This is a genomic window from Lentzea sp. NPDC055074, assembly GCF_053608005.1.
The window spans coordinates 143,523-158,636 of sequence record NZ_JBSGUQ010000018.1 but is presented as its reverse complement, the minus strand read 5'-3'; the positions used below and the strand labels follow the sequence as shown (position 1 = coordinate 158,636).

Sequence of the window (15,114 nt, the reverse complement as noted above, 5' to 3'; positions counted from 1 at the left end):
ACCCGCCCCACCACGTGGGCGCGAGTCGTGGTCTGATGGAGACGTGAGTGCGCTCGAACACCCCGGAATCCGCAAGGTCGCGGACGCCCTGCCTCCCGCCACCGCCGATCGCATCGTCGTGCTGCCGGACGCGGTGCGGACCGCGGCGGCCGCGGCTCAGGCGGTAGGTGTGCAGGTGGGCGCGATCGCGAACAGCCTGGTGTTCGCCGCGGTGCGCGACGGCGAGGCGGCCCCGCTGCTGGTGCTGACGTCGGGCGCACACCGCGCGGACACGTCACTGGTGGCCGCACTCGTGGGCGCGGACGCCGTCAAGCGCGCCGATCCCGAGTTCGTCCGCGAGCACACGGGCCAGGTGATCGGCGGGGTGTCGCCGGTGGGCCATCCGGCGCCGATCGAGACCGTGGTCGACGAGTCGCTGGCGGGCTACGAGGAGATCTGGGCGGCCGCGGGTCATCCGCACGCCGTCTACCCGACGACCTTCGCGGATCTGGTGGCGCTGACGGGCGGCCGCGTCGCGGTGGTGTCGGCATGACGGCCGCGCCGCGCCTGGAGCGCATCGTCGAGCTCACCGCCTCGGAACTGAACGTGCGGCTGGGCGAGGCCCTCGCGCTGTACGTGACGGCGATGAACTACCCGCCCGCCACCGTCGAGCAGCGCGCCCCGATGTGGCTCGCGCACATGATGCGCGAGGACTGGCGCTGCGTCGTCGCGCTGGGAGAGCAGGACGAGCTCGTCGGCATCGGCTACGGCTACCGCGGCGCCGCCGGCCAGTGGTGGCACGAGCAGGTGCGGCGCGGCCTGATGCAGGTCTCGCCGCCCGGCGTCGTCGACGGCTGGCTCACCGACTACTTCGAGCTCACCGAACTGCACGTGCTCCCGCGCGCCCAGGGCCGTGGCCTCGGCGAGGACCTGCTGCGCCGCCTGCTGGAGGGCGTGCAGTCCTCCGCCGTGCTGCTGTCCACGCCCGAGGGCCCGAGCAAGGCGTGGAAGCTCTACCGCCGCGTCGGCTTCGAGGACGTGCTGCGGCACTACCAGTTCACCGGCGACCCGCGCCCGTTCGCGGTCCTCGGCCGGAAGCTGCCGGTCACCTAGAGCCCGCGCTTTCCCGTCCCGCGTCTCCTCGGCAACTCCGCACGCCCCCTCCGGGTTGATCACGTAACCCGAGCCGACGGCCACCTCCTGCTGGCGCGTCACGGTCGAACGTGCGCTCTGCGATCCCGAGATCCGCAACGCCGCCAGCCTTGTCGTCTCTCCCTCTCGACAGTCGTCGCGTGCGGTATCCCCATGCAAAAAACGTTTGCGGACGTCCGCAAACGTCTCATTGCAATGGCCCGGCCAAGGTGAGGGCGGAGGAGGGGAGACGGCGTATCGCCAGGTCGGATGGAGGGGTTGCGATCAATCGGCCCCGACCCTACGCTCACCGATATGCAATATATTGGATATGGGTCACTGAAGGAGCGGGCGGCGGCCGAGATCCGATCGGCGATCGTGCGCGGTGATCTGGAGCCGGGCACGCCCATCAAGGACGTCGAGCTGGCGGAGCGGCTGGGGCTGTCGCGCACGCCGGTGCGGGAGGCGCTCGCCACGCTGACCGACGAAGGCCTGGTCGAGACGAAGCCGCACGCTTACACCCGTGTCACCGCGCTGGAGGCGGAGCCCGTGCGCGACGCGCTCGTCGTCGTGCAGTCGATGCACTCCCTGGCCGTCGGGCTGGCGGTGCCGAGGATGACGGCCGAGGACATCGCCGCGATGCGCCTCGCGAACAAGGCCTTCAAGAAGGCGCTCGACGCCAACGACGCCGTTGCCGCGCTGGCCGCCGACGACGAGTTCCACGCCGTGGCCGTCCGCTGCTGCGACAACTTCGCGATCGCCGCGACCATCGACCGCTTCACGCCGCTGGTGCGCCGGATCGAGCACAGCCGCTTCTCGTCGCCGAACGCGCGCCACTCCGTGACGCAGCACCAGCAGATCATCGAGGCCTGCGAGAAGGGTGACGCGGTGCAGGCCACGGTCCTGGTCGACGAGAACTGGAACACCCTGAAGGAGGAACTGTGAACAGATTCCCGCTTCTCTTCGGCCCCTCCCCGGTGCACCGCCTGGACCGGCTCACGGCCCACCTCGGCGGCGCCGCCGTGTGGGCGAAGCGCGAGGACTGCAACTCCGGCCTCGCCTACGGCGGCAACAAGACCCGCAAGCTCGAGTACCTCGTCGCCGACGCCCTGGCCACCGGGTGCGACACCCTCGTGTCGATCGGCGGCATCCAGTCCAACCACACCCGCCAGGTCGCGGCCGCCGCGGCCCGCGCCGGCCTGAAGGCCGTGCTGGTGCAGGAGAGCTGGGTCGAGTGGTCCGACGTCGGCAGCGACCGCGTGGGCAACATCCTGCTCAGCCGCATGATGGGAGCCGACGTCCGGCTGGTGGACGCCGAGTTCGGCATCGGCGTCAAACCCGCCTGGGAGCAGGCGATCGACGAGGTCCGCGCGAACGGCGGCAAGCCCTACCCGATCCCCGCCGGTGCCTCCGACCACCCGCTGGGGGGCATGGGGTTCGCGAACTGGGCCGACGAGGTCCGCCAGCAGGAGGCCCAGCTCGGAGTCTTCTTCGACACGATCATCGTCTGCTCTGTCACCGGCAGCACGCAGGCGGGCATGGTCGCCGGTTTCGCGAACGACACGAACCGGCGTGTGCTGGGCATCGACGCGTCCGCGAAACCCGCCGAGACCCTCGAACAGATCACCCGCATCACGCACAACACCGCGAAGCTCCGCGAGGTCACGGTGTCCGAAGAGGACATCCTCCTCGACGACCGCTTCCACGCCGGCACCTACGGCATCGCCGACGAGTCCACACTGGAGGCCATGCGCCTCGGCGCCGGTCTGGAGGCGATGATCACCGACCCGGTCTACGAGGGGAAGTCCCTGGCGGGGCTCATCCACCTCGTGTCGTCGGGCGAGATCGGCCGCGACTCCACGGTCCTCTACGCCCACCTCGGCGGGCAACCCGCGCTCAACGCCTACAGCTCCCTGTTCCCCGCATAGGTCACGCCCGCAGGCGCAGGCCCTTCGGGGTGGCGCGGAAACCGGCTTCCTGCAGGACCGTCGCCAGGTGCGAGGTGAGCGCGACCTCGCCATCGGCTCGCTGGACCGCCAGCTGGCCCAGCCAGCCATCGCGGACCGCCCGGCTCAGGGCGTTCGCGGCGGTGCGCAGGGTCGGCTCGTCGTCGGTGAACGACAGCAGCGACTTGCCTCCTCTCTCCACGTAGAGCGCCGGGGTGCCGTCGACCAGCACGGCCAGCGCACCGGCTTTGCGGCCAGGCCTGTGCTTGCCCTCGCCCAGCGGATCCGGCCACGCCAGCGCGGCTCCGTAGGGCTGGGCCGGGTCGGCCGCGGCGAGCACCACCGCGGTCTCGTCTGCCTGCGAGGCCTGACCGGGCGGGCGCGACAACGCCCGCAGCCGGTCCACCGCGCCCCGCGCCGCGAACTGGGCCGCGCCCAGCCCCTCGACGACGTACCCGCGGATGACCTGGTTCGACTCCTCCATGGCCCGCAACACCTTGTAGACGCCGCTGAACCCACCCGTCACGCGCTCGGTGTCGAGAGCACCCCTGGTCAGCACTCCGTGCCGTTCCAGGAACGCCTCGGCACGCGCGTGGGCCCGGCGGGTCGGGTTCTCTGCCGGAGTCACCGCGAGGGACCAACGGCCGGCGGCGGTCGGCGGGCCTGTCCGCGACGGCATGTCGGGACGCGAACGCAGGCGGGCGTAGCGGCCTCGCGGAGCAGCGCGGCGCGGCTTGTGCGCCGCACCGCCACCGGACACCAGCGCGCGCAACGGCGACAACGTGTCGTTCGTGACCAGCCCCGCCCACACCAGGTCCCACAGCGTGCCGACGACCTCGGCGTCCGTGCACGTCACCGACAACGAGGCCCGGTCGACCACCTGCCGGAAGAACAAAGCCCCGCCGGACAACGCCTCCAGCACCGCCGTGTGCAGCGGCGACTCCGGGATCGACTCCGGCACCAGGTCGGGCAGCAGCAGGTCGGCCACGTCGGCGGGTGCGAGCGCGATCCAGCCGTCGCCACCGGCCAGCGCACCGCACCCCGTCCACGTCACCTCGCCGGACGCCGTCAGCTCGTCCAGCAACGCCGGGTAGTAGCCGGGCAGCCGGGACGGGAGCAGCAGCGACTCCAGCGCGCTCGCGGGAAGCGGCGCTCCCGCCAGCTGTTCCACCACCGAGAACACGTCGTCGACCGTCGGCGCCGACCGCAGCCGCCGGCCCAGGCCGTGCCACTGAGGGAGGAACCGGCCGAGCGCCGCCGGTTCGACCGGCTCCACCTCGGAGCGCAGCCGGGCCAGCGAGGCCCGGCGCAGGCGGCGCAGCACGTCCGCGTCGCAGTACTCGGTGTGCGTGCCACCGGGACGGAGCTCACCGCGCACCAACCGGCCCGTGGCCGCCATCCGTTCCAGCACACCCGTCACCACGGCCACGCCCAGACCGAAGCGGGCGGCGGGTTCGGAGGCGGGGAACGGCCCGTGCGTGCGGGCGTAGCGGCTCAGCAGGTCGCCCAGCGGATCCGCCACCGGTTCGGTGAACGCCTCCGGCACGCCGACCGGGAGAGCCACACCGAGCGCGTCGCGGACCTTGCCCGCGTCCTCGATCGAGATCGAGCGTTCCTCGCCGGCGATCCGGACGCGGATCACCCGCCGCTGCGCCACCAGCTCGTCGAGCCACTCGCGCGGCACACCCCGTTCGAGCGCCTCCGCGTCCGAGAGATCTCCCAGGAACCGCAACAGGTCCGCGGTGTCCTCGGCATGCCGAGGCCTTCTGTCCTCGGACAGGCGCTGCAGGCTGCGTTCGACCTCGGCCACGATCTCCGGGTCGAGCAGCTCGCGGATCGCCTCCGAACCGAGCAGCTCGGCGAGCAGCGTCGAGTCGAGCGACAACGCCGCCGCCCGCCGTTCCGCCAGTGGGGCGTCCAGCTCGTAGAGGAACATGCCCACGTACCCGAAGAGCAGGCTGCGGGCGAACGGCGACGGCGACTGGGTCTCTACCTCGACCACGCGCACCTTGCGCGCGCGGACGTCCGACATCAGCTCTTTCAGACCCGGCACGTCGTAGACGTCCTGCAGGCACTCGCGCATCGCCTCCAGGACCACCGGGAAGCTCTCGTACTTCGAGGCGACCGACAGCAGCTGCGCCGACCGCTGCCGCTGCTGCCACAACGGGGTGCGGCGCTTCGGGTCACGGCGGGGCAGCAGCAGCGAACGGGAGGCGCACTCGCGGAACCGGGCCGCGAACAACGCCGAACCGCCCACCTCCGCGACCACGATCTGCTCGACCTCGTCGGGGTCGAGCAGCACGTCCTCCGCGCCCGCCGTCACCTCGACGCCCTCGTGGTCCAGCGCGTCGGGCAGGCGCAGCACGATGCCGTCGTCGGAGTGCGCGGCCTGCACCTCGACACCGCGCTTCTCCCGCAGCCGTGCCGCGATCGCCAACGCCCACGGCGCGTTCACCTGGGCGCCGAACGGGGAGTGCACGACGAGCCGCCAGTCGCCCAGCTCGTCGCGGAACCGTTCCACCAGGACGGTCCTGTCGTTCGGCACGTGCCGCGTCGACTCCCGCTGCTCGCCCAGGTACGCCAGCAGGTTGTCCGTCGCCCACGCGTCGAGACCCGCGGACGTCGCCCGCTCGCGCGCTGCCGAATCCTCCATCGTGGACACTTCGCGCAGGAACTTGCCCATCGCCCGGCCGAGCTCGAGCGGCCGCCCGGGAGCGTCGCCCTTCCAGAACGGCATCCGCGCGGGCTGCCCCGGCGCGGGCACCACGATCACCCTGTCGTGGGTGATGTCCTCGACCCGCCACGACGACGTGCCCAGCAGGAACGTGTCGCCCACCCGCGACTCGTAGACCATCTCCTCGTCGAGCTCACCGACGCGCGAGCCGGGCCCGTTCTCCGACGGCGGCGTCATGACCGCGAACAACCCCCTGTCGGGGATCGTGCCGCCGGACGTGACCGCCAGCCGTTGCGAACCCGGCCGGCCGCGCAGCTCGGAGTTCACCCGGTCCCAGGTGATCCGCGGCCGCAGCTCGCCGAACTCCTCGGACGGGTACCGGCCCGACAGCATGTCGAGCACCGCGTTCAGCGCCGAGTCCGGCAGCCCCGCGAACGGCGCCGCCCGCCGCACCAGCGCCGTCAGCTCGTCGACCGTCCACGTCTCCATCGCCACCATCGCGACGATGTGCTGCGCCAGCACGTCGAGCGGGTTGCGCGGGAAGCGAACCGCCTCGATCGCGCCGTCCCGCATCCGCTCCGCCACCACCGCGCACGACACCAGGTCGCCGCGGAACTTCGGGAACATCACTCCCCGCGACACCGCGCCGACCTGGTGACCGGCCCGGCCGACGCGCTGCAGGCCCGAGGCGACCGACGGCGGCGCCTCCACCTGCACCACCAGGTCGACCGCGCCCATGTCGATGCCGAGCTCCAGCGACGACGTCGCCACCACGCACGGCAACCGGCCCGACTTCAGATCCTCTTCCACCGCCGTGCGCTGTTCTCGCGACATCGAGCCGTGGTGCGCACGTGCGACGGACGCCGTCTTCTGCACCGTCATGCCGGACTGGCCGATCGCCTCGGCCGGGAAGGACTCCAGCTCGGCGGCCTCCTCGGCCAGCTCGTTCAGCCGCGCCGTCAGCCGTTCCGCGAGCCGCCGCGAGTTCGAGAAGACGATCGTCGACCGGTGCGCCCGCACGAGCTCCAGCACCCGCGCCTCGACCGACGGCCAGATGGAGGTGCGCTGCTCGGCCCCGGCGGCCGACCCCGACACCTCGCCCGTCGGCTGGCCGAGCTGCGCCATGTCCTCGACCGGCACCTCCACCTCGACCTCGATGACCTTGGGCGTCTTCGGCTGCACGACCGACACCGGACGGCCACCAGACAGGAACGTGCCGATCTCCTCGACCGGCCGCACCGTCGCCGACAGCCCGATCCGCTGCGCCGGCTTCTCCAGCAGCGCGTCCAGCCTTTCGAGTGACAACGCCAGGTGCGCGCCGCGCTTGGTGCCCGCCACCGCGTGCACCTCGTCGACGATCACCGTCTCCACGCCGCGCAACGACTCGCGCGCCGACGACGTGAGCAGCAGGAACAACGACTCCGGCGTCGTCACCAGCACGTCGGGGGGAGTGCGCCCGAACGCCCTGCGCTCCTCCGGCGACGTGTCACCCGTGCGCATGCCCACGGTGATCGACGGCTCGGTCAGGCCCAGCCGGTGCGCCGCCTGCCGGATACCGGTCAGGGGAGCGCGCAGGTTGCGTTCGACGTCGACCGCCAGCGCTTTGAGAGGCGAGACGTACAGCACCCGGCAGCGCCGTTTCGGCTCCGCGGGCACCGAGGAGGAAGCCAGCCTGTCGAGCGCCCACAGGAACGCGGCCAGCGTCTTGCCCGAGCCCGTCGGGGCGATGACCAGCGCGTGCTCGCCCGCCGCCGCGGCCGCCCACGCTCCCGTCTGCGCCTGGGTGGGCGCGGCGAAGGCCCCGGCGAACCACTGCCTGGTCGCCGGTGAGAAAGCCTTCATCGCATCCATGCGAACCATCATGACGGCGGGGTCCGACAATTTCTGATTACGCAGGTCCGAGCACCCGCCGAACCCCTCTGTGGCACGATCACCCGGTACGTCCTGCGAGGGGAGCACGGTGCGCGTCCTGTCCGTCGACCTGGGCACCGCCAACACGGTTGCGGTGCTGTCCGACCACGGTGTGGTGGATGTGGACGGTGGGCCCACGATGCCCTCGTCCGTCTACCTCGACGAGGACGGAACCCTCCGCGTCGGCAGAGAGGCCGAACGGCGTTCGCGCCAGGACCCGTCGCGCTACGAAGCGAACCCCAAGCGCCACATCGACAAGGCGACGATCAAGCTCGGCGAGCAGAACCTGCCGACCAACGACGCCCTCGCGGCCATCTACGCGCGTGTGATGGAAGCCGTCACGGCCCTGCTGAAGGGCGAGCACCTCGACGAGATCCGCCTGACGCACCCCGCCGAGTGGGGCCCGAGCAGGCGCAACAGGCTCCTGTCCTCGGCCAGGCTCGCGGGCATGACCGGCGAGCTCGTTCCGGTCCCCGAGGCCATCGCGGTGGCCTCGCTCGGCGGCGGCCGCCCGCTCGCCGTCTACGACTTCGGCGCCGACACGTTCGACGTGTCCGTGCTCGACTCCGAGCACCGCATCCTCGCCGACGGCAGCCTGAGCGACGTCGGCGGTCTGGACATCGACCAGGCGCTGCTGGAGCACATCGGCCGCAGCGTCTCGCACAAGGACCCGGCCGGCTGGCAGCGGCTGCTGCGCCCCACCACCGTCGACGACCACCGCGCCCGCCTCGGTCTGCGCGAGGAGCTGCGCCTCGCCAAGGAGGACCTCTCCGAGCTGCCCCAGGTCGAGGTGCTCATGCCGGAGCCGTTCGAGAAGGTCGTCATCACGCGCGCCGAGCTGGAGGCGCTGATCCGGCCGAGCCTGATCCGCAGCACCGAGGTCCTCATCTCCACGGTCCGCAAGGCCGGCGTCACGCCCGAGCACGTCTACCTCGTCGGCGGCTCCTGCCGGATGCCGCTGGTCGCGCAGATGATCGCGGAGAAGGTCGGCATCGTCCCGACCAACCCCGACCACCCGGAGACGATCGTCGCGTCCGGCGCGCAGGTCGTGGACCGGTCGATGATCACGCTCAAGGCCGAGGACGACAAGCCCAAGTTCGTCGAGCCCCCCACGGTCGTCACCGCGCCGGTCAGCCCCGCCGTGACCGGCCCGCACCCGGTGAACCCGAACGTCAGCGGCCCGAACCCGGTGGTCAGCGGGTCGTACCCGAGTGGTTCCTACCCGAGCGGGTCGTACCCCAGCGGGTCCTATCCCAGCGGGTCGTATCCCAGCGGCGCGTACTCGGCGAGCGGCACCTACCCGGTGAACCCGAACGTCAGCGGCAGCTACCCGATGAACTTCCCGCAGCAGGCGCCGAAGAAGGACAACAAGAAGCTCCTCGCCGGCGTCGGCGCGGCGGTCCTCGTGGTGGCGGGCGTGATCGGCGCGATCTTCGCGTTCTCCGGCCCGGACCTGCCGAGCGCCGACGAGTGCAAGGACGACACCGCGCAGGACGGCCAGGGCTTCACGAAGTGCCTGCGCCAGCTCGCGGGCACCGTGCCGGACGGCGGCGGCTGCGAGAAGGCCGACTCCGCGCAGATCACCGGCATGGAGGAGATCAAGGGCACGGTCGTGAGCTGCACGATCCGCGACGGCTACGCGGTGCAGTACATCCTCACCGACAGCGTCACGGGCGCGGAGAACAACGCCTCCTCGATCGCGAAGTCGTTCCAGACCGACCGCGTCGAGGCCGACTGGACCGGCAACGGCCTGGAGGGCGACTACCGCGCCGCCACGTCGAGCGGCACCGGCGTGCTCGTGTTCACCGCCAAGGGCCGTCCCATGTTCGGCATCCTCACCAAGACCGCCGAGGAGAACGCGGACGAGCTCAAGGCCGACGAAATGGCCGATTTCTTCGAGAAGTCCGTGCAACCGGGCGAGTAACCGCCCCTGATGGCCCTGTCGGCACGTCGCTCCGGCGTGCCACGATCGTGATCATGGTGACCGTCGCGCCGCAGGTCGAACGCGTGCAGCGCAAGGTCGTCCGCGTCCTGACCGGCACCCAGGTCCTGGGGTCGGCGGCGGTGACGATCGGCCTCGCGTTCAGCACGTTGATCGCCGCGTCGTTGTCCGGTTCCGAGGCCGTCGGCGGGCTCGCGCAGACCGCGGCCGTCGCCGGTGCGGCGGTGCTCGCCCTGCCCGGTGCCCGGCTCGCGCAACGCAGCGGACGCCGTCCCGCGCTCGTCCTCGGCTACGGCATGGGCGGGCTCGGCGCGCTGATCGCGGCAGCCGCGGTGGGCCTCGGGATGTGGCAGGTGCTGCTGGTGGGCCTGCTCCTGTTCGGAGGGGCTTCCAGCGCGAACTACGCGGCCCGTTACGCCGCAACGGATCTGGCGCATCCGCACCGCCGTGCGCGCGAACTCTCCCGTGTCGTGTGGGCGGCCATGATCGGCGCGATCGTCGGCCCGAACCTCGCCGACCCCGCCGGACGGGTGGCCGCCTCCCTCGGCATGCCGGCCGGCGTCGGGCCGTTCCTGCTCGCGGCGGTCGTGCTCGGCGCCGCCGTGCTGGTGATCCAGTTCGGGCTGCGGCCGGATCCGCTGGTCGTCGTGAAGAGCACACGACCGGTTGAATCCGCGGACTGCTGCGCCGGAGGCTCCAGCGGCGAGAGTCCCCGTGGTCTCAAGGTCTGGGGCACGCTCAGGCCGATGGCCCGGCTTGCACTCGTCGGTGTGATGTTGTGCCACACCGCGATGGTCGGGCTGATGTCGATGACGCCGGTGCACATGAACCACGCCGGGTCGTCGTTGCGCGTGGTCGGTGTCGTGATCAGCCTGCACGTCGCCGCGATGTACGCCGCGAGCCCGTTGTTCGGGTGGATGGCGGACAGGTTCGGCCGCGTGCCGGTGCTCGCCATCGGCGCGTCGCTGCTGGTGGCGGCCTCCGGGGTCGCGGGAATGGCGCCCTCGCACGACGCTCCGCAGCTCGCCGTGGGACTCGCGCTGCTCGGGTTCGGCTGGTCGGCCGGGCTGGTGGCGGGATCGGCGTTGCTGACGGAGTCCGTGCCGGTGGACGACCGGCCCGCCGCGCAGGGGCTGTCCGATCTGGTGATGAACGTCGGCGGCGCCATCGGGGGAGCGGTCTCCGGGATCGTCGTGACCGTGTGGTCGTACGCGGTGCTCGGGCTGATCGTCGGGTTCACCGCGCTGCCGCTGCTGATCGTGTGCCTCTTCGCATCGCTGCGCAGGCCCGTTCGTTAGGGTCTCCCGGTGCGCATCACGATGTTCCGCAAGCTCATGGCAGGGGAGTTCGGCCAGGTCAGGGCCGAGATGATCGCCCACGACCACGTGCTGTCGTCGCTGGGAGGCCGGACCGCCGACCAGGCGCTGGAGGCCGGGATCGGCGCCAAAGAGGTCTGGGTCGCGGTCTGCGACGCCTTCGAAGTTCCCGAGAATCGTCGCTGAGATGGCGGTTCGGAGTGTCACGTGTGCTCGAACACGTGTTCGGCTACAGTGGCGCCGACCCCCGGCTTCGCAGAATTGTCAGACCCCGCCAGTAGCGTCAGGTCCAACATGACGAAGCAACGGCAGACGACAAAAGGTGGACCCAAGATGGCACCCGCAGCACCCGACCGGGACAAAGCGCTCGAGCTGGCCCTGGCGCAGATCGACAAGCAGTTCGGCAAGGGCTCGGTCATGCGCCTCGGCGAAGAGGGCCGTGCCCCCATCGCCGTGATCCCGACCGGTGCGATCGCCCTGGACGTGGCGCTCGGCATCGGTGGCCTGCCGCGCGGCCGGGTCGTCGAGATCTACGGTCCGGAGTCCTCCGGTAAGACGACCGTGGCGCTGCACGCCGTGGCGAACGCCCAGAAGGCCGGCGGCATCGCGGCGTTCATCGACGCGGAGCACGCCCTCGACCCCGAGTACGCGAAGAAGCTGGGCGTCGACACCGACGCGCTGCTGGTCTCCCAGCCCGACACCGGTGAGCAGGCCCTCGAGATCGCGGACATGCTGGTCCGCTCCGGCGCGCTCGACATCCTGGTCATCGACTCGGTCGCCGCCCTCGTGCCGCGCGCCGAGATCGAGGGCGAGATGGGCGACAACCACGTCGGTCTGCAGGCCCGCCTGATGAGCCAGGCGCTGCGCAAGATCACGGGTGCGCTCAGCGCGTCCAACACGACCGCGATCTTCATCAACCAGCTGCGCGAGAAGATCGGCGTGATGTTCGGCTCCCCGGAGACCACGACCGGTGGTAAGGCGCTGAAGTTCTACGCCTCCGTGCGTCTGGACGTCCGCCGCATCGAGACCCTGAAGGACGGCGGCGAGCCCGTCGGCAACCGCACCAGGGTCAAGGTCGTGAAGAACAAGGTCGCGCCGCCGTTCAAGCAGGCCGAGTTCGACATCCTCTACGGCAAGGGCGTCAGCCGCGAGGGCTCGCTCATCGACATGGGCGTCGACCAGGGCATCCTGCGCAAGTCGGGCGCCTGGTACACCTACGAGGGCGACCAGCTGGGCCAGGGCAAGGAGAACGCCCGCAAGTTCCTGCTGGACAACCCGGACATCGCGAACGAGGTCGAGAAGCGCATCAAGGACAAGCTCGGCATCGGCGCCACCCTCGACGCCGACGAGACGGTTCCCGCCGCGCCGGTCGAGTTCTAAGAGGTAGTGGGGTTTGGACGAGGCTGAAGAGCAGCGCAAGGCACGGGACATCTGCTACGCGCTGCTCGGTGCTCGAGCCCGCTCCCGGCAGGAACTGCACGACGCGTTGCTGCGCAAGGGGATCAGTGCCGGCGCCGCCGAGATCGTTCTCGGTAGGTTCGACCGCGCCGGCCTGATCGACGACGCGCAGTTCGCCGAGATGTGGGTGCACTCCCGGCACACGTACAACGGCCTGGGCCGCCGCGCCCTGGCCATGGAACTGCGCCGCAAGGGCGTGGCGGACGAGGTGGTGGCCGAGGCCGTCGCCGCGGTCGACGGCGAGGCCGAGGAAGAACGCGCCCGCGAGCTCGTCCGCAAACGCCTGCGCACCCTGTCCGGCGTGGACGAGACGACGAAGATCCGCCGTCTCGTGGGTGCGTTGGCGCGCAAGGGTTATGCGGAAGGCCTCGCTTACCGCGTGGTGCGCGACGAGCTGCGCAACGCCGGTGACGAGGCTTCGGCGCTGGACGAGCCCTGGTCGTAGGCCAGGGCCGGTCCCGTTCGCGGTGCCGCACCCGATCACGCCACTGCGCCGGCAGGCTCCGAGTAGCCTGAAATGCGTGAGCACTACTCCCGATGCGCCGTCCGCCGTGACTCCCACGGTCTCGGACCTGCTCTGCTTCGACCTCTACACGACGTCGCGGGCGGTCACGGGCTTCTACCGCCCGATCCTCGACAAGGCGGGCATCACCTACCCGCAGTTCCTGGTGATGCTGCTGTTGTGGGAGAAGGACTCGCGGCCGATCAGGGAGCTCGTGCAGGAGCTCGACCTGGAGTACAGCACGCTCTCCCCGTTGATCAAGCGGCTCGAGAAGAGCGGCCTGCTTGTGCGCGTCACGCATCCCGACGACGAGCGTTCCGTGCTCGTCCAGCTCACGGACAAGGGCCGTGACCTGCGGTGGATCGGCGCCGAGATGTTCAACCAGCTCGGCAAGGCGCTCGGCATGACCCTCGAGGAGATCACCATCCTCCGCAGGGCGCTGAACCGCGTGAAGCACGGCGCCGAACGCCAGTGAGCTGAAACACATCGCGTGCGAGGTAACTCGTCGGGTAACTTACATCGTGCACGACCTAATCGAGCGCGATGCACCACCGTCGCGATGCCTGACGAGAGAGTGAGAGAGCAATGCGAGTTCGTAAGGTGATCGCCGTTCTGGGGACGCTGCTGGCTCTGGGTGCCGTTGTCCCGTCGGGTGCCGGTGCCGCGGACGAGACCTCGAAGCAGGGCACCAAGAAGCCGACCGTCGTCCTGGTCCACGGCGCCTTCGCGGACGCATCCAGCTGGAACGGTGTCGTAGAACGCCTACAGCGCAAGGGATTCCCGGTCGTGGCCGTGGCGAACCCGCTCCGGTCCATCACCGGTGACGCGAACTACCTGCGCCAGGTGCTCGCCACGATCGAGGGGCCGATCGTCCTCGCCGGACACTCCTACGGCGGCATGGTCCAGTCGGCCGCGGCGCTCGGCAACCCGAACGTGAAGGCGCTCGTCTACGTCGCGGCGTTCGCGCCGGAGAAGGGCGAGACCGCCCTCGGACTGTCGAACCAGTTCCCCGGCAGCACCCTCGGCGACGCGGTGCGGCCGATCCCGCTCGGTGACGGGACGACCGACCTCGTGATCGCGCAGGACAAGTACTGGCAGCAGTTCGCGGCGGACGTGTCCCGCAAGGACGCGACGCTGGCGGCGGCGACGCAGCGCCCGATCAACGACACCGCCCTGAACGAGAAGGCCGGCGACCCCGCCTGGGCGAGCATCCCGTCGTACTTCGTGGTGGCGGGCAAGGACAAGAACATCCCGATCGCCGCGCAGAAGTGGATGGCCGAGCGCGCCCACTCCCGTGCGACCGTCGAGGTCGGGGGAGCGTCGCACTCGGTGGCCGTGTCGCACCCGGACACCGTGGCCGACCTGATCGCGCGCGCCGCGAGGTAGTGGAAGACGAAGAAGCCGGGACGCGGGCAGGGGCGTCCCGGCTTCTTCACGTCTCAGGGCTTCGCGACCGTGCAGCCGGGAAGCGACAGGTCCAACTCCGAGCCGGGGCCGAAGCAGGCGGCGAAACCGTAGGTCTGCTGGCCGTAGTTGGTGCCGCGGCGGATGGTGATCTTGCCGGCGGCGTCGACCTCGCACGGGTTGTTCATCGTGCAACGGCCTCCGCTCTCGTTGCCGGTGTTGTTGACGCCGACGACCTTGCCGCTCGCGTCGTCGATGATCGGCGAACCCGACGTGCCACCGATGGTGTCGCACGACGGCGTGTAGCGCAGCGAGTCGCGCCAAGTCCAGCTCGCTTCCCTGACCTGGTGGACGAATCCGTCGATCCGGCAGGAGTAGATCTTCTTCCAGTAGCCGGAGATGATCCTGATCTCCGACCCGGCGGCGGGGCGCGTGGCCGACAGTTCGGGCGCGCGGGTGCCGTACTGGCGCTGGAGTTGCTGGTAGGACTGGTCGAGCCGGTAGAGCGCGGCGTCGGTGCCGGTCATCGTCGCGTAGACGAGCCGAGTGCTCCGCAGTTGTGCGATCTCCGTGCCGGAGCTGTCGAGCAGCGTGAACGTGCGGTCCGACGGGCGGTCCACGTACACCTGGCCGGCCTTGATGAGCTCGACGCAGTGGCCGTTGGTGAGCACGAGTGCCTTGTCCGCGACGCGCGATCCCGGTAGCCGGACCAGAGATCCGGAGCAGCCGCTGAGCTTCACCGCGCCGGTGAAGTCGGGTGAGGCCTGTGCGGGGGCCGTTGTCACGCCGAGAGCGGCGATCGCTGCCAGCAGGGGCGCGGCCAGTCGTCGTGCCATGTGCGGATCGTAGCC

General features: G+C 70.7%; 13 protein-coding genes. 11 read left to right on the top strand and 2 right to left on the bottom strand.

Annotated elements, in window-relative coordinates:
* The first annotated feature begins 43 nt into the window (after positions 1 to 43).
* From ACWF7A_RS33390 to ACWF7A_RS33375, 4 genes are all read left to right on the top strand, one after another.
* Complete coding sequence (locus ACWF7A_RS33390) at positions 44 to 532, top strand: YbaK/EbsC family protein (protein ID WP_452254488.1); 489 nt, start codon at positions 44 to 46, stop codon at positions 530 to 532.
* The gene (locus ACWF7A_RS33385) at positions 529 to 1,092 is read left to right on the top strand and encodes a GNAT family N-acetyltransferase (RefSeq protein ID WP_452254487.1); all 564 of its coding nucleotides are present in this window, start codon (positions 529 to 531) and stop codon (positions 1,090 to 1,092) included. Before ACWF7A_RS33390 ends, ACWF7A_RS33385 begins: the two co-directional genes overlap by 4 nt.
* A gap of 288 nt (positions 1,093 to 1,380) precedes the next feature.
* On the top strand, positions 1,381 to 2,055 hold the full coding sequence (locus ACWF7A_RS33380) for a GntR family transcriptional regulator (protein WP_452254486.1): 675 nt from the start codon (positions 1,381 to 1,383) through the stop codon (positions 2,053 to 2,055).
* A complete protein-coding gene (locus tag ACWF7A_RS33375; RefSeq protein WP_452254485.1) occupies positions 2,052 to 3,038 on the top strand; it encodes a 1-aminocyclopropane-1-carboxylate deaminase in 987 nt (328 codons plus the stop codon). The genes ACWF7A_RS33380 and ACWF7A_RS33375 overlap by 4 nt, the downstream gene beginning before the upstream one ends.
* 1 nt (position 3,039) lies before the next feature.
* Here the strand turns inward: ACWF7A_RS33375 and ACWF7A_RS33370 are convergent, their stop codons facing one another.
* Positions 3,040 to 7,581, bottom strand: a complete 4,542-nt coding sequence (locus ACWF7A_RS33370) for an ATP-dependent helicase (RefSeq protein WP_452254484.1) — start codon at positions 7,579 to 7,581, stop codon at positions 3,040 to 3,042.
* 109 nt (positions 7,582 to 7,690) lie between these two features.
* Between ACWF7A_RS33370 and ACWF7A_RS33365 the strand changes: the two genes are divergently transcribed.
* The 7 genes from ACWF7A_RS33365 to ACWF7A_RS33335 all read left to right on the top strand — a co-directional run bounded on the left by ACWF7A_RS33365 (position 7,691) and on the right by ACWF7A_RS33335 (position 14,245).
* On the top strand, positions 7,691 to 9,565 hold the full coding sequence (locus ACWF7A_RS33365; protein ID WP_452254483.1) for an Hsp70 family protein: 1,875 nt from the start codon (positions 7,691 to 7,693) through the stop codon (positions 9,563 to 9,565).
* 53 nt (positions 9,566 to 9,618) lie between these two features.
* Positions 9,619 to 10,881, top strand: a complete 1,263-nt coding sequence (locus ACWF7A_RS33360; RefSeq protein WP_452254482.1) for an MFS transporter — start codon at positions 9,619 to 9,621, stop codon at positions 10,879 to 10,881.
* Between the two features lie 9 nt (positions 10,882 to 10,890).
* Positions 10,891 to 11,085, top strand: coding sequence for a DUF3046 domain-containing protein (locus tag ACWF7A_RS33355; RefSeq protein WP_330849659.1), 195 nt, complete (start codon positions 10,891 to 10,893; stop codon positions 11,083 to 11,085).
* A gap of 147 nt (positions 11,086 to 11,232) precedes the next feature.
* A complete protein-coding gene (gene recA, locus ACWF7A_RS33350; protein WP_045309366.1) occupies positions 11,233 to 12,279 on the top strand; it encodes a recombinase RecA in 1,047 nt (348 codons plus the stop codon).
* A 13-nt stretch (positions 12,280 to 12,292) separates the two neighbouring features.
* Positions 12,293 to 12,802: a regulatory protein RecX gene (locus ACWF7A_RS33345; protein WP_189159367.1), complete on the top strand. Its 510-nt coding sequence runs from the start codon at positions 12,293 to 12,295 to the stop codon at positions 12,800 to 12,802.
* A gap of 76 nt (positions 12,803 to 12,878) precedes the next feature.
* Positions 12,879 to 13,334: a MarR family winged helix-turn-helix transcriptional regulator gene (locus ACWF7A_RS33340; RefSeq protein WP_452254481.1), complete on the top strand. Its 456-nt coding sequence runs from the start codon at positions 12,879 to 12,881 to the stop codon at positions 13,332 to 13,334.
* A 110-nt stretch (positions 13,335 to 13,444) separates the two neighbouring features.
* On the top strand, positions 13,445 to 14,245 hold the full coding sequence (locus ACWF7A_RS33335; protein WP_452254480.1) for an alpha/beta fold hydrolase: 801 nt from the start codon (positions 13,445 to 13,447) through the stop codon (positions 14,243 to 14,245).
* A gap of 53 nt (positions 14,246 to 14,298) precedes the next feature.
* Here the strand turns inward: ACWF7A_RS33335 and ACWF7A_RS33330 are convergent, their stop codons facing one another.
* Positions 14,299 to 15,099, bottom strand: coding sequence for a trypsin-like serine peptidase (locus tag ACWF7A_RS33330; protein WP_452254479.1), 801 nt, complete (start codon positions 15,097 to 15,099; stop codon positions 14,299 to 14,301).
* Positions 15,100 to 15,114 lie beyond the last annotated feature (15 nt).